Below are 23,777 nucleotides of genomic sequence, written 5' to 3' on the forward strand. Positions count from 1 at the left end.
TCCCACCGCCTCCGAGCACGCCTATAGATCCGAGCACCCCTATAGATCCGAGCACGCCTATAGATCCGAGCCCTATGGAACGGCAGGAAAGGGTCTGGGGCACGCCTGTCAGGGGCGCGTCAGCCAGCGCCCCTCAAGCAGCCCAGTTCACTCGTGCAGGGTCACTCCTCAGCCCAGGGTCACTCCTCAACCCCAGGGTCACTCCTCGACTCAGGGTCACTCCTCGACCCAAGTCACTCCTCGACCGCGTCCCGCAGCTCGTCGCGGCTGCGGATGCCGAGCTTCGCGTAGCTGCGGTGCAGGTGCCCTTCGACGGTCCGGACCGAGAGGTGAAGCCGGTCCGCAATCTGCCGGTCGCTGAGGCCTTCGACGGCGAGGTCGACGACGTCCTGCTCGCGGCGGCTCAAACGCAGCGAGGCGAGCATCGCCTCTTCCTGCTCACCGGCGTCGCCCGATCCGGGCAGCCCCTCGCAGGCCCGTGCCGCAGCCCCGGCACGGCGCGCGGCCGCCCTCTCGCCAGCGCTGTCGAAGCAGCCAGCCGCACGCGCGTACCCGGCGCGGGCGCGACGGAACAGGCCAAGCTTCTGGAACAGCTCGCCAGCGTTCATGTAGCCGTCGCCGCTCCCCGTCGCGGCCGCGCGTGCCCACTCGCCCCAGGCAGCGGCCCACGGGCCCTCGACGGCACCCGCGAGCTCGACGCTGCGCTCCGTGGGCTCCGCGGCCCCGAGCTCGAATGCGAGCACCCGGGCAATGAACTCCCAGCCGGGCCTCCCGGCAGCGCGATCCGTCTCAGCGATGGCATCGAGCTCCGGCAGCCCCGCGCCCGGTTCGAGGAGCTCCCGTGCCCCGGCCCGGTGCATGGCGGCGAGTTCGCGCATTGCTGCGCTGCCGACGTCGCCCGTCTGCTCTGCGCGGGCGAGACGGTCCTGCGCCTCCGCGGAGTGGCCACCCGCGGCTGCGGCCCACGCCGCAAAGGCGTGGGCGACGCCCAGCACGTGCAGCGGATCGAACAGCTCGAGGTTCTCGACAACGTCTTGGAGGAGTGCCCGGGCTTCCTCCTCGCGGCCCTGCCGGAGCAGCGCGTAGGCACGGGCACAGTAGACGCCGGGGCCGAACACGAGGGTATGCCGAACGTGTCCGCTCTGGTACGAGTGGACGACCGAATTGACGCTCGCCCAGTCGCCCGCGAGGAGGGCCGCACACAGGTAACGGACGATCCCGAATTCCTCGAGGGGGAAATGCTCGTCGTCCCCGCTGCGCTCCGAGAGTGCGAGCGCCGCGGTGCGAGCCGCTGTTTCATAGCTGCCGGCGGCGAGCTGGGCGTCGGCTTCGAGGAAGAGCCAGATGTTTCGCTCGACGAGCGGGGCAGCCGCGGCCTGCGGGAGGCGGCCGTCGCGGGCGACTGCTTCCGAGACTGCTGCGAAGTCTGCGCGTTCGAGGGCGACGAGAGCCCGCAGGAGCCGCGCCCTGCGGTTCACGGATTCCTTGGCCCCGGGCCCGAAGGGCAGGCTGATTCCCAGGTGTCCGTCCACGAGCTCCGCAGCGCGCTCAAGCGCCACGATGTCGTCGTCGATGCTGTCCAGCTCGCGCGCGGCGACCCGGGCGCTGAACTTCACGAGCGAGCCCGCAAGGACATCGCGTGCGTCCGATGGGTTGGCAGGCTGGACGTCGAGTTCCGCGAGTGCGGCGTGCGGGTTGTTGAGGTTGAGGTGGGCGCGGGCAACGAGGCCTCGCGCGAGCGACCGTTCGGTTCCGCTGTCGATGAGCGACGCCGCCCGGAGGCCGAGTTCGTTTCGGAAGCTGCGGACCGCGGACGCAGCGCCACGGACGAGTTCCGCGGCGGGGAGCGTGGCACCCGTGTCCAGCGCGAGCTCCAGCAGGCGCAGCTCGTTCGCGGGCTGGCGGATCTCGTCACCGCCCAGCGCGAACGCCCGGCGATAGATGTGCAGGCGACGCGTTGCCGTCGTCATGCGGCGCACGGCGTCCGCCTCCAGCGGGAACCGGATCCGGAGGCCCTCGTTCCCAGCGTCCACGAACCAACCCAGGTCACCCAGCCTGTCGAGGACGTCGCGATCGACGAGCGCACGGGCAGCCGAACGGGGCAGCGGTTCAGTCAGGGCCACGAGCATGAGGGCATCCCGGTCCGCCGCACTGAGCTGCTCCATCGAGCTGCGGACCGTCTCGGCGAGCGCCTCGCCGCGGCTCGCGAACCCACCAGTGAGGACCCAGATGCCCTGGTGGCATACGAGCGTCCCAGCCGCGAGGGCCTCGTCGACGAGCGAGAGGAGGTGAAGCGGATTCCCGCCGCTGAGCGTGTGGAGGACATTCGCCGTCGTGAGCGAAGCCCGGCCGCCGAGGCGGCCTTGGGTGACCGAACGCGCCTCGTCGACGCTGAGCGGCCCGAGCTCGACCCGCTCCGCGATCCCGTCGTGCCACATGTCCAGGAAGTCCCGCGGGAGCCCTCCGCGGGAGGTACCCGCGGCCAACAGCCTGACCCACGACGACGCTACGGCCTCCGCGATGAGGCCTGCGGATCCGTCGTCGAGGTCCTGGGCGTCGTCGACCACGAGGACGACGGGGCGGCGCTCCTTGCCAGCGATCCGGTCCAGCTCGGTCCACAGCGCCCGGAGGACGCCGATCCGGTCCTTCACCTCTTCGGGGCCGAGCGGTGGAAGGCGTTCGATGAGGGCCGCGTAGGTGATCGAGCGCAGGCTGCGCCCTGTGTGGATGTGCAGGATCTCGACGGTGCTGTCGAGGGCTGCGACGATCCGCCCGAGCAGATGGGACTTGCCCGAGCCGCTTTCGCCCACGACGAGGACCGCTGCCGGCCCGTCCCGCCGCAGGGCCTCGGCCGCGGCGACCGCCACGTCCTCCCGCGCTGCTTCATTGATGGATGAAGTCCCCGCCAACTGCACCCCCATGTTCGCGGCCACGTCAGACCAGTCCGTCGAGTCCGCTTCGAGACGCGACACCGAGTTTCAAGAAGACCTGGTAGAGGTGGCCCTCTACCGTTCTCACTGAAACCCCGATCGCCTCCGCGATGTCCCGGTTCGTCGCCCCCGAGGCCGCCATGACCGCAATCTGCCGCTCGCGTTCGGTCAGGACGGGTGCGGGGACCTGCGGCACGAGCGGAAGCATCGGGAGCACGCGTGTGAGCCGGTCCAAGCGGGTCTGCGCGCGGCCCGCAGCGGCGGAATCGCTGCGATCTCGCGCAAAGTCGAGCGCAAGGGCGGCACAGCGTGCCTCGAGTTCGTCGAGCTCCATGCCGTAGGCCACCTCTGCGGCCTCGAGGAGCGCCTCGGGATCCTTGCGCCGTGACGCTGCAGCGATCGAGGCCATGAGATGCGAGAGCGGTCCCTGCCGTCGATGGGCGAGGCGCTCTACCCATAAGAAGTCCCGCTCGGTGCCTGGAAGGCTCGCTCCGAAGACCTCTTCAGCCGCAGCCGAAACCCTGCCCGCTGCTTCCTCGTCTGCAGCGTGCGCGAGGAGGAACTCGGATGCCCCGGCGTCGCCGAGCCAGCGGCGGGCCATCCCCTCGGAGAATTCGGCGAGGTGGACGAAGAGCCATGGGGCGGTGCCGTTGGTGGCCCTCGCACGTTCAAGGCACCGCTCGGCCTCCCCGGTGTCTCCGAGCTGCGCATACGCGAACGCTGTGGCCGCGTATGCCGTGGGGAGGGCGTTCAGGGCCGGAAACTCCTCGAGCTGGGCGACTGCGTTGAGGAGCGGGCCGAGGGCCGTGCTAGCGCGCCCGGCGATGACAAGCGGGAGCGCGAGGAACAGTTCGGCGAGGCCTCCCCGAAGGCTCAGCCGCCGCCCGCCGCGGTCCACATAGCGCTCGCACAGGTCGACGCAGCGCTTCCAGTCGCCATTCGCGATCCAGACGGCAAAGGCTGCGGCCACGTAGCCGTCGTCGTCCATGTGCTGGGGCGCGTTGAGTCCCAGGGACGCGATGAGAGCTGCGGCGTCTGCCTCACGGCCGCACGCCGCCCAGCCTTGCGCGAGAAGGAGCGAGGCTTCGCGCCGGAAGCCCTCGCTCGAGCCGGCACGGTGCGAGGCAGCTTCGAGGGCGTCGAGGATCGGCGAGAAATCCCCTTGGAAGGCCCGAACGCGGAACTCGGCGAGGTCCAGGATCTCTGCCGCGTTGCGAAGGACGGCGGGATCTCCGGCCGTGGTCCGGGCGAAGGCATCCCACGCTTCATGGAGCGGCTCGCGGGCCTCGCCGCGTTCCGGAAGCCATGAGAGGAGTTCCGACTTCGCTGCGGCGTAGCGCGCTCGAGCCACCGGGGCGAGCCGCTCGACGGCTTCCGCGGGCAGCTCATCGAGCACTCCGAGCGCCTCTTCCTTCTGCTCGAGGAGCGAGAGGGCGGAGGCGCGATGGAACGCCGCCTCGGTCCTGAGAGTCTCGGGCAGCTCGCCTGCTCGGTTCAGCACGTCCAGCGCCCGAAGCGGCTCGAACAGGCTGACCGCAACGCGAGCCGCATGGACCACGAGTTCGGGGCCGACTTTGCTGCCGATATCGAGCGACCATTCGACGTAGGAAACGAGGTCTTCTCGGTCGAGTCCGGACTCCTCGGGCGCGCCCCCGAGCGACGTGAGCGAGGCGAGCTCCCGGTGCCGGTCCGGTCCGAGCCGTTCGCGGACGAGCTCTGCCATCCGCGGCTCACGGAGGTAGGCGCAACGGTGTTCCGAAGCGTCGACAGCGATGATCCCGCGATCCTCCATGTCGACGAGCACCTCGGAACCGAAGAGCCTGGCAAGCCCGGCGATCGGAACTCGGCGCGCTACGGCGAGATGCTCGATCACCTCGCGCACGTCCTGCGGCTCACGCGCCCAACGAGCCCGGATGATCTCATCCGTGCCGCTCCCCTGCTCGGGCTGGACCACGGCCTCGAGGGTCCACACCCCGCGCCGCTTGTGGAGGTTTCCCGTCGCGCGCTCGCGGCGCACAATCCCCTGCACGGCCGCCGGGTTGCCACCGCATGCATGGTGCAGCTCGCCTACCGCCGAGGAGGCAACCCGACCGTCGACGAGCGCTGAGACGAGGCGCCTCGTCTCGGGCATCCCGATGCCGTGAAGCGGGATCTCGACGAGCCGGCCGCGACGCACGAGCCGCAGGAAGTCCGCGGGGAGGTCGGTGGCGCGCTGGGCGACGGCGAGCAGGCGGGCGGTGCCGCTCAAGAGCAGGTGGAGAAGGACGCCGACGCTCGCCTCATCGATCGCGCCCCCGAACTCGACGACGAGCACCACGGGCCGTCCGGCTGCATCCTCCCGCAGCATGTGTTCGACGGCGAGAAGAAGCCCTGTGGGCGAGGAGGACGCACCGTGGGGCAGGCGCGCGAGGAGAGCGCCGAGGCATGCGTAGGGCCCCGATGGGCCAGTAGTCGACGTGCGGAGACGGAGCGGGTAGACGCTCGTGCCGAGCGAGGAGAGGACGGCACTCGCGAGGAAGGACTTCCCCACACCGGGCGGCCCGGTCACGACGGTACCGAGCGAGTCCGGATCCTTGAGTGCCCGAGTTGCAGAGTCCAGCTCGCCCTGTCGCACGAGCATCGCCCATCGGAGCCTTTCGGCTTGCCGTTCAGTCGGGTCAGTGGTCGCCTTCGCAGACCGTCCCAACTGAACCGAGACAGCGGCATCCCGCAGCATCGCAAGCCTCCCCCCTCGGAAGCGGTTGGGACGCGCCGACCGAGTCAGCCATAGCGTACGCCGAAGTCGCCCTTCAGCAACAGGGAGCTCGGACTCCAGCTGAGCGTCGCGGGGTCGCCGCAGCCCTCTCGGGCTGATCTCTGCCCTCGCCCCGGTCTATTCGGGACCGCTGGCCTATCCTTGCTGGCCTATGCCGCTGGCCTATCCCTGCTGGTCTATCCTTCGCCGCTGGCCTATCCCTGGCTCAGGCGCCAGCCTGCCGGGCGGCGTCCTCAGCCGCGACCCACGCGATCATCGCGCACTTGACGCGAGCCGCGAAGCGGGACACCCCCTCGAACGCGGCGGCGTCGCCCAGCACCTCGGGATCGCCCGCAACCTGTCCGCGCGAGCGGAGCATTTCCCGGAACGCGTCCGCGAGCTGCCGGAACTCCTCGGTGCTCGTCCCTTCCGCGAGATCGTGGAGGACCGAGGCCGACGCCATCGAGATCGAGCAGCCCTGGCCCTCCCAGCGGAGGCTCTGGATCGCGCCGTCGGCGATGGCGACTCGGACCGTAACCTCGTCGCCGCACACGGGGTTCAACTGATGCGACTCGCCCAAGCCGGCTGCTTGGGCCTCCGCGAGCCTCTCCGCGAAGCCGCTCCCGTGCCGTTCCTTCGCGTGGTCGAGGATGACCTGCTGGTACAGCGCATCGAGGCTCATGAACCCGCCTTCGACGTGAGGCCGAAGAACCCCCGGACCTCGGCGAGGGCCGCGAGGAACGCCTCGACATCCGCCTCCGTGGTGTACAGGTAGGCGCTCGCGCGGGTCGAGGCGGTGAGGCCGAGGCGGCGGTGCAGCGGCTGCGCGCAGTGGTGGCCGACGCGGACGGCGACGCCGTGGCTGTCAAGGTACTGGCCGACGTCGTGCGCGTGCACCCCGGCGACGTCGAAAGCGGCGATGCCGAACCGCGGGTGTCCGTACCACTCCTCGCCGGGTGCAGGTCCGAGAAGCCGCACGCCGTCGAGTGCGGCGATGCCCTCGGCGAGCAGCTCGCCCAGCCGCGCTTCCCGCGCCGCGATGCGTTCCATCCCGGTCTCGCGGAGGTAGTCGACCGCGGCGGCGAAGGCTACGGCCTGCGAGATGCGCTGGGTTCCGGCTTCGAACCGCTGCGGGGCGGGCAGGTACTCGGCGCGCTCCATCGTCACGGTGGTGATCATCGAGCCGCCGACGAGGAACGGCGGGAGCGCGTCGAGCAGTTCACGGCGCCCGTAGAGCGCGCCGATCCCGGTGGGGGCGAGCATCTTGTGCCCGGAGAACGCAGCGAAGTCGACGCCAAGGGCCTTGAAGTCGATTGGCTGATGCGGCACGGACTGGCATGCATCGAGCACGGTGAAGGCCCCGACCCGGCGGGCGAGGCCGACGAGCTCCTCGACGGGGCTCACGGTCCCGAGCACGTTGGAGGCGTGCGAGAAGGCGACAAGGCGGGTGTTGGGGCCGACAATCCGCGAGGCCTCGGCCAGATCGAGCCGGCCCTCGTCGTCGATCGGAATGAAGCGAAGCGTCGCCCCCGTACGGAAGGCAAGCTCCTGCCACGGGATCAGGTTGGCGTGGTGCTCGAGTTCCGTGACGACGATCTCGTCGCCCGGGCCCAGCGCGAAGCGGCTCAGCTCGGCGCTGCCGCGGCCCTGCTCAGCCCAGACGGTCGCGTTCGAGAACGCGTAGGCCACGAGGTTGAGTGCCTCCGTCGCATTGGAAGTCCACACGAGCTCGGCAGGGTCGACGCCGACGAAGGCCGCGACGGTGGCGCGGGCCTCCTCGTAGGCATCCGTGGCCCGCACTGCCAGCTCGTGAGCGCCCCGATGGACAGCCGCGTTCCGTGTCTCGTAGAAGTCCTGCTCGGCCTCGAGGACACTGCGCGGCTTCTGCGAGGTCGCGCCCGAGTCGAGATACACGAGCGGCCGCCCGTTGACTTCCTGGTCGAGGGCCGGGAAGTCCTGACGGATGCGTTCCGCCTCGGAGTCGTCGAGCTCAGGGGAATGTGCGCTGCTGGCGGGGGTCGGCCGGAGTGGGGCCGGGATGCTGACGAGGGCCACTGTGGCGGCTCCTTCACAGGGAAGAATGAGTTCGAAACTTCGGTTCGCAAATTACGATACGGCTTTGTGCCGCAATCCATTCTCCCACGCGATCCGCACGGTTCGGCCAGCCTAAGTCTGCACTCCCTGAAGAAAACTCAGCCAAAGCCCCAAGAACAGCCCAAGCCCCAAGAACAACTCAGGCGCAAGAAGAGCCCAGGCAGCAAGAAGAACCGGCAGCAAGAAGAGCCGGCGACGGCTGGGGGAGGAACCTTGGTCTCGGGGAGGTTCCGTCGTCGCCGGCTCCGTCCTTGGTGGCGGTGCCATCAGCCGTCCCGATCGGCTGTGGGACAACTCTCGCACGATCGGAGTCAGAGAGCATGAGTGGCGACTACGTGTTTGCCGTGAATCGGCCCGGCAGCCTCTACTTGCTCTGCGGAGCGGTGTACTCATTCTCCGGCGCGAGGCCGACGGCGGAGGAAAGCTGCTCTCGGCTGCTCACCCCGAGCTTCGAATAGGCGCGGTAGAGGTGGCCTTCGACGGTGCGCACCGAGACGGTCAGCCGGTCCGCGATCTCCCGGTCGCTCAGGCCGCTGATGGCCAAGGCGACGATCTGGCGTTCCCGGCGCGTGAGCTCGCCCACGGGCGCCGCAGGCTGCGCCACCGCGGCCGTCTCCCCCAGTTCCGCGTCGCACGCGCGCTGTCCCTCCCACACGGCCCGCGCTTCGGCGCGGGACGGGGTGTTCTCGAGCTGTGCGAGGGCGTCGGCATAGCATTCTCGGGCGAGCCGGGGGAACCCCGCGCTCCGCAGGGCGTCGCCGGCCGCCCGCAGCGAGTCCGCACTGCCTTCATCGAACGCCGCGCCGAGCAGGACGCCAGCCTCTGCCCACTGCCCCTCCATCGGCCATGCGACGGAGAGGAGCTCGTCCAGCCGGTCGCGACGGCCAGCATCGAACCACAGGAAGAGACCCTGCAGGCAGACGTCGCGGCGCGCGCCCTGCGACGCTGCGTCGACAGCCGTTTCGAGAGCGGTGAGAGAATCGGAATCCGGCCGAATCGCGCAGACGGCAGCGACTTCGAACAGCTCGGCTATCGGGCGGATCATCGACGCCGCGACCCGATGTGGCGCCTGGGCGTCCTCGAGGAAGTCGCCGGCCTGGTCCCAGTCGCCTTGGCGTGCGGCTGCGTAGGCTGCGCCGGCCGCGCAGAGTCGGAACACGTGCTGAGAGTCGCAGATCCGCAGTTCCTCGAGCGTCGGCTCGAGCAGTTCGAGGGCCGGGCCGAAGCGCCCCTGGCGTAGGAGCGAGAGACCGCGAGCGCATTGGAGGGTCGCGCCCAGCTGGAACGAGTCCTCGTGCAACGGAGGGGTCGCGAACCACGTGGGAACGGACTCGAGGGCATCCCAGTGCCCTGCGGAGACGGCGGCGTAGACGAACCGGACGGCCGCGAACTCGGAGAGCGAGCCCATGGTCTCGTCGGAGGAGAGGAGCTCGAGCGCCTGCGAGGCCGTCGCCATGGCCTCGAGCAGGAGCCCGCGGCACGCGAGGACCTCGGCCTCCAGCGCCGCCGCTACGCCCCGTTCCGCTGCGGAGCGCTCGGTCGCTCCCCCGGCCCGCCACGCGGTCCTCCATGCCGCGAGGCCGATCTCGAGGCTCATGTAGTCCCCTCGGACCGAAGCGAAGACGAGCCGAAGCAGGTCCCACGGCCCCTGGCCCGCGGCTTGGGCGAGGCGCTCGAGGTCGCGGGCGACGTCGTCGTGCGCGTGGCCGAGCGCATCCCTGCTGTAGAGCCACAGCAGGCCGGAGGCGAGCACACCCTCGGGACCGAGATCGTCGGAGGGCTCGAGGAGCGCGACAGCCTCGCCGTAGTGGTTCGCGGTGTAGGCGACGAGCCCACGCACGAACCGGGCCTGAGCGGCGAGCCCGGGCGAGGTCACGGCGTCCGCGGCGCGCAAGGCGAGCGAGTTCTCTCCCAACCGTGCGGCGAGCCGAGCGGCGCGCAGGAAGGTCGTCTCCTCAAGGGCCAGGCCGCAGCCGAGCGCCCAGGACACGGCGCACAGGAGACCGTCGGCTGTCGAAATCTGCTCTGCCCTGTGGCCTGCGGCCAGCTGCTGGAGCTTGAGCGAGCGAATGAGCGGGATGAGCTGGAAGATGGCTTCGCCGTAGACGACGTGCCGCAGCCGGAGCGAGCCATCCGGGCCTTCGGGCGGCAGAACCAGCCGCTTCATCGCGAGGCTGCGGACCACTTCCCCGCCGAAGTTGTCCTTGATGAGCCCCAGCGGCGCGGGCTGCGCGATCGCGGTGAGCATGAGCGCCTCGCGTTCTTCTGCCGAGAGCCGCTGGAGCTGATCCCGGACGAGGCCGACGAGGCCGTCGCTGCGCCGTTCAGGCTCGGAAGCGAGCAGCCACGTCCCGCGTCGCTCGACGAGCGCACCCGCCCGCTGCGCCTCGTCCATGAGGCAGCGCAGGAGCATGGGGTTCCCCTGCGAGTCGCGCCATAGCCTGCGCGCCGTGGACGGGAGCACCCTGCTGCCGAGCGCGGTCTCGAGGAAGGTCGCCGCCTCCGCTGCGGTGAAAGGTTCGAGGTCGAGCCGCTCGGCGCCGCCGTCGATCCACAGCTGCATGAGGGGCGGCGGAAGCAGGGCGCCGTCCGGCGACGTGACGAGCGCCTGCGCCCAGCCTGCACCGACGAGTTCGGCGACGACCTCGGCCGTGAGCGTGTCGATCGAGTGGGCGTCGTCGATGATGAGGACGAGGCGCCCTTGGCTCCGGGTCCGCAGCTCCTCGATGCGCCGCCAGAACGTGCGCAGTACGGCGATCCGGGACCCCGCCTTCTCCGTGGGCAGGCCTCCGAGGAAGGGCGCAAGGACCCCGTACGGCACGCGTTGGAGCGATGGGCTCCCGTGGATCTCGAACGTTTCGGCGTAGTCCCCGAGCTCGGCCTTCACGGCCGCGACAAGCGCGGATTTCCCCACGCCTGTCTCACCGAGGATCAGGAGAGCGGGCACGTTGTCACGGAACATCGCTGCGCACTGCGCGACCTCCCGCGCCCGTCCAACGAACGCTAGGCCGCTCACAGGAGTCCCGCCAGTTCGGCGCGGGACGTGACACCGAGTTTCGAGAAGACCTGATAGAGATGGCCCTCGACCGTACGGACGGACAAGCCCATCTCCTCCGCAATCGTCCGGTTCGACTCGCCGCGCGCTGCGAGCACGGCCACCTCCCTTTCCCGCGCCGTAAGGAGCGGTCCGAGGCTCTGGGGCACCACCGGGAGCACTTCTACGAGCCCGGTGAGCCGGTCGAGCCGGGCTTGCAGGATCCTTGCCGATCGGACGTCACCGGTGTCGCGGGCAATGTCGAGGGCGACGGCGGTGCACCGCGACTCGAGCGTGTCGAGTTCGAGTCCCGCAGCAAGATCCGAGGCCGCCACGAGGTCCTGGAGTTCGCGGAGCCTCGTGCCCCGGGCCAGCCGCCGTCCGATGTCGGCGAGGGCCCCCTGCCGGTGCCCGCAGACTTCCTCGAGCAGGGCCAATTCCTCCGAGCCGGTCTCCACCGTCGCGCCCACGAGTCGAATGCCCGCCATCGTCCAGCGACCGGCGGCGATGTCAGCGCGCGCGGCTTCGACGAGACGCTGAGCCGCACCCCGCTCCCCGATCCAGCGGCGCGCCATGTCCGCGCAGAATTCCGTGGATGCTCGGAGGGTGAAGCTCGTGGGCGCTGACCAGCCCTCGAGCCGATCAAGGTAGGTCCGGGCCGCCGCGCTGTCGCCCTGCTGAGCGAACGCGAAGGCGGCCGCCGCATAAGCACAGCCCAAAGTCGCCCGGACGTTGCCCTGCTCGAGCTGCGCGATCGCTGCGAGCAGGGGCGAGATCGCGTCCGAGCCGCGCCCCGCATAGACGAGCGCAAGGCCCGAGGCGAACTCGTAATGCGCTCCCGCGAAGCGCAGGCTCGGGACCGTCTCGAAGCCGGCCGTGCGCACGAGCGCGAGAGCCTGCCGCCAGTGGCCGTTGAAGAGGAGGACGTCGAAGCCGCGGCTCACGAAGTCCTGCCGCACCCGAGTGGTCCCCGCCGGGCCCGCGAGCTCACTCGAGATGCGGTGGAGCGTTGCGAGCGCCTCGTCCTCGCGCCCGACGAAGACCTGGGCCTGCATGAGCAGGCACGCCGAGCGCAGCCGTAGTTCGTCGTCACCGCCAAGGGATCCTGCCGCCGCGGCCTCGAGCCGTTCGATGACCTGGGCATGGTCGCCGCGGTAGACGGCATCCGCGAACTCGGCAAGGTCCAGAACGGAGCGCGCCTTCTGCACGTCGTCGTCGGCCGCGTCGCTCAAGCCCGAGTTCACGAGCAGGCGGGCACGGGCCTCGTCGAACAGGGCACCCACCTCGCCATCGCGGCCCGGGGTAGACCGCTTGACTGCGGCCATGGCCTCGACGAAGTGCGCGTAGGCCACCGGGGAGACCGAAGAGAGCTCGTCCTCGGTGACCTGTTCGAGGAGGAGATGGGCCTGCACCGGGAGGCCGAGCGCGAGATACGCATAGGCCCTCAGCAGTTGGACCGTGGCCCACGTCTCCGGCGACCGTGGGACGTCTTCGAGGCAGTCGAGCGCGAAGTGCGGGTCGTGGAGGCGCAGCGCTGCACCTGCCGCGGCCACGGCGTGCGACGGCGCGAGCGCGGTCTGGCACTCGCGGGTCCACGCGGCGTAGCCGAGGAGTTCGACGACGCCGAGGCTGCCGGGCGAGGGCTCCTGGTTCCCGATGATCTTGGCCCGCAGCTCACGACGCCGCGGAATGCTCAGCCACCCGCGCACGACTTCTTCCATCACGGGATCCGAAAGCGAGACGGAGTGGTTCTCGTTGTCGTCCACCGCGATGAGCCCAGCCTCGTCCATCACTGAGACGACATCCACCCCGAACACGGCAGTGATGCGCTGGAGCGGGAGCCGCCGCGCGCAGGCGAGCGCCTCGATGACGGCCTGCACCTCGGGCGACTCGCGCTCGACACGCGAGCGGACGACGTCGTCGATCTCGCGGCTGCGCCTTGTCTCAGCGTCCTCGGCAAGGGTCCACACGCCGTCGGTCGCGCGGAGCTGGCCCGTCTGGAGGAAGTCGCTCATGATCCGGTAGAGGAGCTCAGGGTTGCCGTGAGCCATGGCGTGGAGCATGCGGGCTACGGTCCGCGGGACGATGCCGCCGAGAACCTCGCCGAGGACCTCCTCGGTCTTGTCCTCGGCCAGCAGGTCGAGCTGGATCTCACGGATGCGGCCCTCGGTGAGCATCCAGTGGAAGTCCTGAGGCAGATCGCTCGTGCGGTTGGCGACGACGACGACCTTCGCCGTCCCAGTCGTCATGAGGTTCACGAGAGTCGCTGTGCTGAGCTCGTCGAGGCCGCCCGGCGTCTCGAGGGCGATCACGGCCCTGCGTCCCGCCGCATCCGCGCTCAGGAGCTCCATAATGCCGCGCATCGTTGCGGCGGGATTCTCGAGGGCATCGTCAGGAAGCCGCGCCAGGAACGGGGCTAGCGCGCCATACGGCGTTTCGGTCCCGCCCATTGTGCTGCGGAGGGTCTGCGCGTACATGTCCGGGGAGAGAGACCGGACGAGGGCCGTCTGGAAAGCCCCCTTGCCGATGTCGCGCGCTCCGGTCACGACAATCCCATAGCTCTGCGCGCTGCTCAACGCCTCGCGCGCTGCCCGCAACTCGTCGCCCCGGACGCTTCGAGCCCATTGGACCCGATCCGAAGCCAACGCGCGAGCGCCAGCTTGGTGCCGTTCCGACACCCCAGCCGTCCACCGCATTGCCCCTCCCCGTGTCCCCCACGCATGCAGGTGTCCAAAAGATACCCCGTCAAAGCGACTATTCAGTAGGGCGGGGAGAGCGACTTTTCAGCAGATCGGGAAAAGACACGCGCGACGCGCCGAAATTCGGGACTTTAGTCACAAATGTGACGCAAGCGCTTCACTTGGGACCGACGTTCTCGTAGGCCCCAGTCTCGGGGCCTTAGCCCTTGCTCAGGCGCCCCTTACTCAGGCGCCCCTTGCTCAGGCCTCCTTGCTCAGGCGCCCCTTGTTCAGGCCTCCTTGCTCAGGCCTTCGCAGGGTGATGCTTCTGCTGCGCGGCCAGAAGGCCTTCGCGCACGAGGAGCTCGACGGCGTCGGACGCCTCCCCCACAACGAAGGGGAGGTCCTTCCGCTCACTCGGCGAGAAGTCGCGCAGCACGAAGTCGGCGGCGTCCATGCGGCCGGGAGGACGGCCCACCCCTACCCGGACCCGGTAATAGTCCTTGGTGCCGAGGGCCTTCGAGATGTCGCGGAGGCCGTTGTGGCCGCCCTCGCCCCCGCCGAGCTTGAGGCGGACCGTGTCGAACGGGATATCGAGCTCGTCGTGGACTGCGACCACGTGGTCGGCCTCGACCCCGTAGAACTTCGCCGCCGCCGAGACCGGCCCCCCGGACTCGTTCATGTAGGTGAGCGGCTTCGCGAGCACGACCCGCGGGCCACCGATGCCGAGCCTGCCCTCAAGGATCATGGCGCGCGAACGATGAGACGAGAACGTTCCCCCGACACGCCCTGCGAGCTCGTCGAGGACCATCTGACCGACGTTGTGCCGGTTGCCGCTGTACTTCGGGCCGGGGTTGCCGAGCCCGACGATCAGCCAGGTCTCCGCCATGGGACTGCTCCTTGAGGTCGTGAAGTTGTTCGGGCGTGGAAAAGGCGGCCCGCCCCATCCGGGCAGGCCGCCTCGAGGTCTTCCAGAAGGCTACTGCGACATCTAACAACTGCTGCAGCCAGCAGCTGCTGCACCCAGCAGCTACTCGTTCTGCAGTTGCTTATTCTGCAGTTGCTTCTTCCGCAGCTACTTGTTCTGCAGTTACTCTGCAGCAGCCTCTTCGGCAACCTCAGCCGGCTCCTCGGGGGCCACAGCGACAGCCTCGGCGATGTTGACGATGATCGTCTCCCCATCGGTCACGAGGGCGACATTCTGCGGGAGCTGAACGTCGGAGGCGTGGACGTGCTCGCCGACGCCACGGCCCTCGATGTTCACCTCGAGGGCGGTCGGGAGGTGCGTGGCCTCGGCCTCGACCGTCACGGCGACCGTCTCATGGGTGACGACGGTGCCAGGGGCGGCCTCGCCGACGACGTGGACGGGGACGTCCACCTGGACCTTCTCGCCGCGCTGAACGGTGAGGAGATCGATGTGCTCGATGATCTGGCGGACCGGGTCACGCTGGATGTCCTTGACGAGCGCGAGGTGCTCGGCGCCCTCGATATCGATCGTGAGGAGGGCGTTGGCCACGCGGACCGCGAGGGTGGTCTCGCGTCCGGGGAGGCTGACGTGCAGCGGCTCGGCGCCGTGGCCGTAGATGACTGCCGGGATCTTGCCGGCGGCGCGGGCGCGGCGGGCGTAGCCCTTGCCGAACTCGGTGCGCTTCTGGGCAGCAAGCTTGTCGCTCATGGGATGCTCCTTCGATGGGTCAGGTCGCTTGGCGCCAACGGGCGTCTGAACGGAAACACCATCGAGCCGGAAGGCTCCATCGAAGAAGTCCAGACCCAGTCGATCACGGACCAGCGCAATCGCGCCGATCCCTCGCCAAGGTTCGCGGACAATCCTAACAGACCCGAGGACCCGAACAGACCCGAGGCCCCGAACGGTTGCGCCGTCAGGTCCGCAGGGTGCGCACCCTGCGGACCTGACGGCGCAACGCGCCCTGCAGAAACGCGATCGGAGCGATCAGCTGCGGCCGTCGAAGAGGCTCGTCACCGAGCCGTCGTCGAACACCTCGTGGATGGCACGGGCGATCAGCGGCGCGATCGAGAGGACCGTGAGCTGCTCGAAGCGCTTGTCGGGCGCGATGGGCAGCGTGTTCGTCACGACTACCTCGCGCGCGCCGCACTCGGCGAGCCGACGCGGTGCCGGATCCGAGAACACGGCGTGCGTCGCAGCGATGATCACGGAGCGCGCACCCGCATTCTTGAGCACCTGGACGGCGCCGGAGATGGTTCCGCCCGTGTCGATCATGTCGTCGATGAGCACACAGTCGCGCCCCTCGATCTGGCCCACGACCTGCTTCGAGACGGCCTGGTTCGGCACGTTGACATCGCGCGACTTGTGAACGAACGCGAGCGGCGCCCCGCCGAGACGCTCGGCCCACTGCTCCGCCACGCGGACACGCCCGGTGTCTGGAGACACAACGGTGACCTTGTTGAGATCCACACGGGTGCGGACGTAGTCGGCGAGAAGCGGGATGGCCATGAGGTGGTCCACGGGGCCGTCGAAGAAGCCCTGGATCTGCGCGGTGTGCAGGTCGACGCTCATGAGGCGGTGGGCGCCAGCCGTCTTGTACAGATCGGCGATGAGGCGGGCCGAGATCGGCTCGCGGCCGCGGTGCTTCTTGTCCTGCCGGGCGTACGGGTAGAACGGCGAGACGACCGTGATCCGCTTCGCGCTCGCGCGCTTGAGCGAGTCGATCATGATGAGCTGCTCCATGATCCACTCGTTGATCGGAGCCGGGTGGGCCTGGATCACGAAAGCGTCGGCGCCGCGGACGCTGTCCTCGAACCGGACGTAGGTCTCGCCGTTCGCGAAGTCGTACGCCGACGTCGGAAGCAGCTCGGTGCCGAGCTCTTTGGCGATCTCCTGCGCGAGTTCGGGATGGGCCCGCCCTGACGCGACGACGAGGCGCTTCTCGCCGTTGGCCGTGATCTCGGTCATCTACTTGCCTTCTTCTGTTGGGGGAGTGCTGGCGGAGGGGGAAGTCTGGGGCGGGAGGGCGGCGTCGTCAGTTCCGGCAGCGCTGAGCCCGGTAGCGCCGAGCCCGTTAGAACTGAACCCCGCAGCGTCGGTTCCCGCAGCGCCGCTTCCGGCAGCGTCGATTCCCGCTGGGGCCTGAGCCTGCGCTTGCGCCGCGGATTCCCTTGCGGCTGATTCCCTCGCGGCTGCGGCCGCAACGGCCGACGGCGACCCAGGCCGCTTCGCCTCGGTCCATCCCTCGGCGTTGCGCTGCGGGGCGACGCTCAGCGCGAGGGCACCTGCCGGGACGTCCTTGCGCACGACGGCGCCAGCTCCCGTGTAGGCACCGTCGCCGACGGTGACGGGGGCGACGAAGACAGTGTTGGACGACGTGCGGACGTGGGCGCCGATGACCGTGCGGTGTTTGTTGACGCCGTCGTAGTTGGCGGTGATGTTGCCGCAGCCGATGTTGGTGCCCTCACCTACCTCGGCGTCGCCGACGTAGCCGAGATGGGAAAGCTTGGCTCCCCGTCCGATCTGCGCATTCTTGGTCTCGTAGAACGCGCCGATCTTGCCGCCGTCGCCGAGCACGGTGCCGGCCCGAAGGTACGTGAACGGGCCGACCGTCGCGCCGGGGCCGATCTCCGACTTGGTGCCCTCGGTGCGCCGCACGGTAGCGCCCTCCCCCACAATGACATCGACGAGCGTCGTGTCGGGGCCGATGACCGCGTCACGCTCGATCACGGTTGCACCGTGGAGCTGGGTGTTGGGCTTGATGACGACGTCCTCCGCGAGGCGAACGCTGCCGTCGATCCAGGTCGTCGCGGGGTCGACGACCGTGACGCCGGCCCTCATCCACTCCTCGAGGATCCGCCGGTTGTGCTCGGCGGCGAGGGCCTGAAGCTGGACGCGATCGTTGGCGCCCTCGACCTGCCACCGGTCCTCGGTCACGAGCGCCGCGACGCGGCCGCCGTCCTGCCGCACAATCCCGAGGACGTCGGTGAGGTACTTCTCGCCCTGGGCATTGTCGGTCGTGACCCGACGCAGCGCATCGGCGAGGATCGCGGCGTCGAACGCGTAGATGCCCGAGTTGACCTCGAGGACGGTTCGCTCGTCCTCGCTCGCGTCCTTGTGCTCACGGATTGCGGCGACGCCGCCCTCGGGATCGCGAAGGATTCGGCCATAGCCTGTCGCGTCATCGAGGACTGCCGTCAGGACCGTCACGGCGTTGCCCTCGTCCTCGTGAAGCGCCACGAGTTCGCGGAGGAGATCCGAGCTGAGGAGCGGCACGTCGCCATAGGTGACCACGACGGTTCCTTCGAGCCCTTCAGTCCCGTGTGCGGCAGCGAGGGCGTCGAGCGCGACCTCGACGGCGCGGCCTGTTCCGGGAATTTCGTCCTGGTCGACGATGAGCGCTTCGGCGTCGATCGCGGCTACATGCTCAGCGACCTTGTCACGCTCGTGGCGAACGACGACGGCGAGGCTCCGGGGATCGAGCCCGCGCGCGGCGGCGAGGGCGTGCGCGACCATGGACCGGCCCCCGAGCTCGTGCAGGATCTTCGGAGTGCGCGACTTCATTCGGGTCCCGGCGCCGGCCGCAAGGACGATGACGGCGGTTGGCTGCCGCGCGCTGCCGTACGGGACCGGGTTCGCTCCGACCTGCGGGGACTCCGGGCTGTCGGCTGGGGGACGCTGTCCGGGGTTCTCCGCATTCACTGTCGCTGGTTCTCCTGATCGTCGCGATGCGTGCTGCTGCAAGGCCGGAGCCATTCTATCCACAGCGGTCTAACGGCCCTTCGCGTTCCGCCCCTAGGATTCGAACCTAGACTGCACGGCTCCAAAGGCCGGCGTGCTGCCATTACACCAGGGCGGAGGGCGCCGTAGCCGCTCCAGGAGATCCCGGCCGCAGCATTCGGCACAGTCGTCCATTCTGCCACGTCCCGAGAGCGGCTCGGGCGAAGACCCCAACCCTGCGACCCATCTCCCGAGGCCGGGGTCAGCTTTCTCCCCGGGTCCCCGGTTCGGCTTCGGGGTTGCTCCCCCGGTAATCTCGCTCGCTGCGCCGCTCGGACCGGCTCTTGCGCACGCGCCACACGACAAGGGCGATGACGGCGATGACGCCCACGACGGCGGCGATGTCGCGTCCCGCGGCCTTCGCCACGACGTCGTACGAAGCTCCCGCGACGTAGCCCAGCAGCGTGAAGCCGACCCCCCATGTGAGGCCTCCCAGTGCATTGAACGCAAGGAACCGCAGGTAGCGCATCTTCGAGGCGCCGGCGAGGGCTGGCATCATGGCGCGGAAGAAGGCGACGAACCGCCCGAGGAACACAGCCCAGCCACCGCGCTTGCGCAGGAACGCCTGGGCGTCCTCGAGCTTCCTGCGGTGCCTGTCGAAGATCCGGAAGCCCAGCAGCCGGGGGCCGAGATGCTTCCCGATCTCATAGCCGACCGTGTCGCCCACGATGGCCGCGAGCACGACGAGCGGGGCCATGAGCCAGATGTCGGCGTGCCCCTGATTCGCGATGACGCCGCCGAGGACGGCTGCCGTCTCCCCGGGCACCACGAAGCCGACGAAGATCGCGTCCTCCGCGAAGACGAAGGCGAACACGAGGAGGTAGGCCAGCAGCGGAGGCATACCGAGGATCGCACTCACGAAGGAACCCATTGAGGCGATCCTAGTGGCGCTTGCTGGGCTGTTCCAGTAAACGAGAACCGGGACGGCGCCCACGGACAGGCCTCAAGGATGGGCCGTAAAGATCGGCTCTAAGCTCGATCTGCCTCAAGCAGGTTCGGTTGCACCCGATGCACCAGAACTGCATCCGTGCTGTGCACCATGAGGCGACCGTGGCCGTCCTTCTCTCGGATCCACAGCACCGAGCCGTCGGGGGCGACCTCGTCGACCGTCCCGTGAACGTACATCCCCCGACCTTCGACGCGCACAGCGTCCCCGCGGGCGACTCCGCGGAAATCATCTGCTCTCTTGGCCGCCCCCGCCCAGATCCCCGACGGGCTCATCGTCCCCGATGAGCCCGTAGACGAGGCGTTCTCGATCCCGCGCTTTCCTATGCGCCACCCCATTCCGCTCTCCACGCTGGGCGTCCCTGCCCCTTCCAAGGAGCGTAGCGATCGGCGGAGACGCCCCGGTGACGTGAGAGTGAACACTCGGTCTCTCCTGAAGATCCATTGCCCCAGCAGATCCAGAGGAGGGCCCAAGCAGCTACTCGAGAACCCGGAAGCTACTCTAGGATCCCGAGCTACTCCAGAATCCCCGAGCTACCCGAGAATCCCCGAGCTACTCAAGGATCTCCGAGCTATTCAAGGATCTCCGAGGCCTCGAGCCACGCGAGCTCGAGTTCCTCCTTTTCGGCGAGCAGAGCCTGGAGCTGGGCGTTCAGCTCGCCGAGCCGGCCGTAGTCGTCGGCGACGTCGGCCATCTGCCCGTGCAGCTTCGTCTCCTGCTCCGCTATCTTCCCGAGCTGCCGCTCGACGCGGTTGAGCTCCTTGCGGGCCTGACGCTTCTCGGCCTCGCTCGCGCCTGAACCCCCGGCTGAGCCCGTTCCTAGGCTCCCGGCAGAGCCCGAGTCCCCGTCTGGACCCGAAACCGCATCCTTGCCCGAACCCGCAACCGAACCCCCGCCCGTGCCGCCGTCGGCCCGGGAAGCTCGGGTCCCGGCGTCGTCCGCCGCGCCGCCCGCGTCGGTGACCCTCGCCTCGCGCAGCTCGAGGTACTGTTCGACGCCGCCCGGCAGCGCCCGGACCTTCCCGTCGCCGAGCAGGGCGAGCTGGTGGTCTGTCACGCGTTCGAGGAGGTAACGGTCATGGCTCACGACCACGAGCGTCCCCGGCCAGCCGTCGAGCACGTCCTCGACGGCGGCGAGGGTGTCGGTATCCAGATCGTTCGTGGGCTCGTCGAGCATGAGGACGTTGGGCTCGCCGACCAGGAGCCTCAGGAGCTGGAGCCTTCGGCGCTCGCCGCCTGAAAGCTCGGAGACCCGCGTCCACTGCTTCTGGTTCGTGAACCCGAGCTGCTCGACGAGCTGCCCCGCGGTGAGCTCCTTGGACCCGACCGTGAAAGTCTGCTTCTCCCGCTGGATCACCTCGATGACCCGGAGGTCGGCGACGTCGTCGAGCTCGCGGACGTCCTGGCTCAGCACCGCGGACACCACTGTCTTGCCGCGCTTGACGCGCCCGGACGTCGGCGCGATCTCCCCCGCGATGAGCCGCAGAAGGGTCGACTTCCCAGCACCGTTCACGCCGACCACGCCGACCCGCTCCCCAGGCGCGAGCCGCACCGTGATGTTGTCGAAGAGAGGCGCGGCTCGGTGTCCGGCTGGATCCGGGTCCGAACCTGGGCTCGAGCCCTCAGCCGATTCCCGCCCCGAATCCAGATAAGCGAGCGTCACATCCTCGAGGTCGACGACGTCCTTGCCGAGTCGCGCCGTCGCCATCTTGGACAGCGCGACCGAATCCCGCGGCTCGGGGACGTCCGCGATGAGGGCGTTGGCAGCGTCTATGCGGAACTTCGGCTTCGACGTCCGGGCGGGGGCGCCGCGACGGAGCCACGCGAGCTCCTTCTTCATGAGGTTCTGCCGCTTGCCCTCGACGACGGCGGCCATCCGGTCGCGCTCGGCGCGGGCGAGGACGTACGCCGCGTAGCCGCCTTCGAAGGGCTCGACGATGCCGTCGTGGACCTCCCATGTGCCCGTGCATACCTCGTCGAGGAACCAGCGGTCGTGGGTCACGACGACGAACGCACCCTCGTTCGCGCGCCAACGCGTCTTGAGGTGCCGAGCCAGCCACGCGACGCCCTCGACGTCGAGATGGTTCGTGGGCTCGTCGAGCATGATGACGTCGTGCGGCTCGATGAGGAGCTTCGCGAGCGCGACGCGGCGCTTCTGCCCACCTGAAAGCGAACGCACTTCGGCCCGCCAGTCCACGTCGCCCACAAGTCCTGCCATGATCTCGCGGATGCGGGGGTCGGCGGCCCATTCGTGAGCCGAGCGGTCTCCGACGATTGCGCGGCCCACGTCGAGGTCGCCGTCGAGCACGTCGCCCTGGTCGAGGTAGCCCACGTGGACGCCGCGCCGCCAGGTGACGCGGCCCCCGTCAGGCTCGGCTCGTTGCGAGAGAAGCCGCATGAGGGTCGACTTACCGTCCCCGTTGCGGCCCACAATGCCGACACGATCCCCCTCGTTGAGGCCCACCGTCACGCCGTCGAGGACGGTGCGGGTTCCGAAGGAGATGCTGAGGTTCTCGCCGCCGAGCAGGTGTGCCACGAATCGCTTTCTGAAGGGGTGATGGCTCAGGGAGCCGCTGGAAGACTTTCTACAGCAGGGTATCGCTCACGATCCGGGCCCCGGGGACAGGCCCGTGGACTGCTACGGCGCTGGCCCCGCGATGGGTGAGTGCCTCGGCCAGCTCGGAGGCGGCCACCGGATCCTCTGCGAGAAGCGCCACCGTCGGCCCCGACCCCGACACGATCGACGCGAGGGCTCCGTGTGAGTCTCCCCAACCGAGGGTGTCACGGAGCCCGGGGGCGAGCGAGACCGCGGCGCGCTGGAGGTCATTTACGAGGAGGTGACTCAGGGCTGGAGCATCGCCCGCGCGGACTGCCGCGAGGATTCCGGGCTCGACGTCGACCGGCTCCTCGGCCTCGACGCCTTCCTCGGCGCGGAGCCGGTCGAGCTCGCGGAAGACCGCGGGGGTGCTGAGGCCGAAGTCCGCGGGTGCGAGCACCCAGTCGAGCCGGGCGGTTGCGAGGGCGGGAGACAGGCGGTCCCCGACACCGAGTCCGACGGCGGCGCCTCCGAGGAGCGCGAACGGCACGTCTGCGCCGAGTTCGGCAGCGAGGTGGGCGAGCTCCTCCCTCGAGAGGCCGCTCCCCCAGAGGGCGTCACACGCCACGAGGGCCGCCGCGGCGTCGGCCGAACCACCGCCCATGCCTCCGGCGACAGGAACCCGCTTCGTGATTTCGAGGTGAACGCCTGTCGCGTGCTCGGAGACCTCGGCCATGAGCGCCGCGGCCCGTACGGCGAGGTTGCTCTCGTCGAGCGGGATCTCGAGCTCGTCGAGGTCGAGGGTGCTTTCGGGGCTCATGCTCACCGTGATGCCTGGTTCGTCCGACGCCGTGGCACGCACCTCTTCGAACAGCGAGACGGCCAAGTACACGCTCGCGACACTGTGGTAGCCGTCAGGGCGAAGCGGCCCTACACAGAGCGAGACGTTGATCTTGCCAGGGGCCTTGGCCCGCACTGATCTGCGGCCGCCACCGCTCCCTGAACGCATCCCCCCACGCTAGCGCAGTGTCCCTCCCCCGGCCGCAGCGTCACCCCCGGCAGCCTCTCCCCCAAGCCCGGCCTCTCCCAGAGTCCCAGCCTCTCCCAGAGACCCAGCCTGTCCCAGAGTCCCAGCCTGTCCCAGAGTCCCAGCCTCTCCCAGAGACCCAGTCGGGCGCTGCTCTGCGATGCGCGCGAAATCCTCAACACCGAGGGTCTCGCCGCGCGCGCTGGGGTCGACACCAGCGGCGACAAGTGCCTTCTCGGCGGCGGGAGCGCCACCAGCCCACCCGGACAGAGCCGCTCGCAGCGTCTTGCGCCGTTGGGCGAACGCGGCGTCGACGACGGCGAAGACCTCGGCTCGTGTCGCCGTCGTCCGCGGAGGCTCCTGCCGCTCAAAGGCGACGAGCCCCGAATGGATGCGCGGTGCTGGCCAGAAGACGTTGGTGCCGATGACTCCGGCCTTGCGCATTGTGCCGTACCAAGCGGCCTTGACGCTCGGGACACCGTAGATCCGGGACCCCGGCCCAGCCGCGAGCCTGTCCGCGACTTCGTCCTGAACCATGACAAGACCATGACGCAGGCTCGGGAAGTGCTCCAGCAGGTGGAGGACCACCGGGACGGCCACGTTGTAGGGAAGGTTCGCGACGACCGCGCTCGGACGCGAAGAGGGTCCGGGTGGGAGTTCCTTGACTTTCAGGGCGTCGGCCCGGACGAGGTCGAAGCGGCCGACGGCGTCCGGGCGCCACCGCGCGACCGTGTCAGGGAGCCTGCCGGCAAGGACGGGATCGATCTCGATCGCGACCACGTGCGCCGCCGCGTCGAGGAGCCCCAGGGTGAGCGAGCCCAGCCCGGGGCCGACTTCGAGGACGGTCTCTGCCGGATCGACCTTCGCCGCGGCGACGATCCTGCGGATGGTATTGCCGTCGATCACGAAGTTCTGGCCGAGGGTCTTGGTCGGGCGGATGCCGAGTTCCTCGGCGAGCGCCCGGATGTCGGCCGCCCCCAGCAGGTGCGCGGGTTCAGTCACCCGAGAATCCTACCGGGGCAGAATCACCGACCCGGGCGCCTCAAGTGGTATC

At 69.4% G+C, this 23,777-nt stretch carries 14 protein-coding genes, 1 tRNA gene and 1 pseudogene; all 16 read right to left on the reverse strand.

Annotated features, from left to right (window positions below; all coding sequences use genetic code 11):
- Positions 1 to 233: 233 nt before the first annotated feature.
- Positions 234 to 2,972 (reverse strand): helix-turn-helix transcriptional regulator, encoded by a 2,739-nt coding sequence (locus tag L0M17_RS14050; RefSeq protein ID WP_241054692.1) that lies wholly within the window; start codon positions 2,970 to 2,972, stop codon positions 234 to 236.
- On the reverse strand, positions 2,935 to 5,550 hold the full coding sequence (locus L0M17_RS14055) for a helix-turn-helix transcriptional regulator (RefSeq protein ID WP_241054693.1): 2,616 nt from the start codon (positions 5,548 to 5,550) through the stop codon (positions 2,935 to 2,937). Before L0M17_RS14055 ends, L0M17_RS14050 begins: the two co-directional genes overlap by 38 nt.
- 340 nt (positions 5,551 to 5,890) lie before the next feature.
- Positions 5,891 to 6,346 carry a Fe-S cluster assembly sulfur transfer protein SufU gene (sufU, locus tag L0M17_RS14060; protein ID WP_241054694.1) on the reverse strand — a complete coding sequence of 152 codons (456 nt, stop codon included), beginning with the start codon at positions 6,344 to 6,346 and terminating at the stop codon, positions 5,891 to 5,893.
- Positions 6,343 to 7,719: an aminotransferase class V-fold PLP-dependent enzyme gene (locus tag L0M17_RS14065; RefSeq protein ID WP_372498024.1), complete on the reverse strand. Its 1,377-nt coding sequence runs from the start codon at positions 7,717 to 7,719 to the stop codon at positions 6,343 to 6,345. Before L0M17_RS14065 ends, sufU begins: the two co-directional genes overlap by 4 nt.
- 403 nt (positions 7,720 to 8,122) lie before the next feature.
- Entirely contained in the window at positions 8,123 to 10,774 is a 2,652-nt protein-coding gene (locus L0M17_RS22735) for a LuxR C-terminal-related transcriptional regulator (protein ID WP_308196883.1), read from the reverse strand.
- Positions 10,771 to 13,470: a LuxR family transcriptional regulator gene (locus L0M17_RS22740; protein WP_241054696.1), complete on the reverse strand. Its 2,700-nt coding sequence runs from the start codon at positions 13,468 to 13,470 to the stop codon at positions 10,771 to 10,773. Before L0M17_RS22740 ends, L0M17_RS22735 begins: the two co-directional genes overlap by 4 nt.
- 304 nt (positions 13,471 to 13,774) lie before the next feature.
- Positions 13,775 to 14,359 (reverse strand): aminoacyl-tRNA hydrolase, encoded by a 585-nt coding sequence (gene pth / locus L0M17_RS14080; protein ID WP_241054697.1) that lies wholly within the window; start codon positions 14,357 to 14,359, stop codon positions 13,775 to 13,777.
- A gap of 201 nt (positions 14,360 to 14,560) precedes the next feature.
- Positions 14,561 to 15,145: a 50S ribosomal protein L25/general stress protein Ctc gene (locus L0M17_RS14085; RefSeq protein WP_241054699.1), complete on the reverse strand. Its 585-nt coding sequence runs from the start codon at positions 15,143 to 15,145 to the stop codon at positions 14,561 to 14,563.
- A 276-nt stretch (positions 15,146 to 15,421) separates the two neighbouring features.
- Positions 15,422 to 16,402: a ribose-phosphate diphosphokinase gene (locus L0M17_RS14090; RefSeq protein WP_241054701.1), complete on the reverse strand. Its 981-nt coding sequence runs from the start codon at positions 16,400 to 16,402 to the stop codon at positions 15,422 to 15,424.
- Positions 16,403 to 18,136, reverse strand: coding sequence for a bifunctional UDP-N-acetylglucosamine diphosphorylase/glucosamine-1-phosphate N-acetyltransferase GlmU (glmU, locus tag L0M17_RS14095; protein WP_308196884.1), 1,734 nt, complete (start codon positions 18,134 to 18,136; stop codon positions 16,403 to 16,405).
- An 85-nt stretch (positions 18,137 to 18,221) separates the two neighbouring features.
- Positions 18,222 to 18,293 (reverse strand) — tRNA-Gln (locus tag L0M17_RS14100).
- 123 nt (positions 18,294 to 18,416) lie between these two features.
- Positions 18,417 to 19,085, reverse strand: a complete 669-nt coding sequence (locus L0M17_RS14105) for a DedA family protein (protein ID WP_241054703.1) — start codon at positions 19,083 to 19,085, stop codon at positions 18,417 to 18,419.
- A 98-nt stretch (positions 19,086 to 19,183) separates the two neighbouring features.
- Positions 19,184 to 19,510 carry a hypothetical protein gene (locus L0M17_RS14110; protein ID WP_241054704.1) on the reverse strand — a complete coding sequence of 109 codons (327 nt, stop codon included), beginning with the start codon at positions 19,508 to 19,510 and terminating at the stop codon, positions 19,184 to 19,186.
- Between the two features lie 221 nt (positions 19,511 to 19,731).
- Positions 19,732 to 21,696: an ABC-F family ATP-binding cassette domain-containing protein gene (locus L0M17_RS14115; RefSeq protein WP_241054705.1), complete on the reverse strand. Its 1,965-nt coding sequence runs from the start codon at positions 21,694 to 21,696 to the stop codon at positions 19,732 to 19,734.
- 49 nt (positions 21,697 to 21,745) lie between these two features.
- Positions 21,746 to 22,705, reverse strand: a complete 960-nt coding sequence (locus tag L0M17_RS14120; RefSeq protein WP_241054706.1) for a 4-(cytidine 5'-diphospho)-2-C-methyl-D-erythritol kinase — start codon at positions 22,703 to 22,705, stop codon at positions 21,746 to 21,748.
- Between the two features lie 165 nt (positions 22,706 to 22,870).
- Positions 22,871 to 23,725, reverse strand: a pseudogene (rsmA, locus tag L0M17_RS14125) (16S rRNA (adenine(1518)-N(6)/adenine(1519)-N(6))-dimethyltransferase RsmA); the annotation flags it as partial.
- Positions 23,726 to 23,777 lie beyond the last annotated feature (52 nt).

The organism is Sinomonas terrae (genome assembly GCF_022539255.1).
In the GTDB taxonomy this organism is placed as follows: domain Bacteria; phylum Actinomycetota; class Actinomycetes; order Actinomycetales; family Micrococcaceae; genus Sinomonas; species Sinomonas terrae.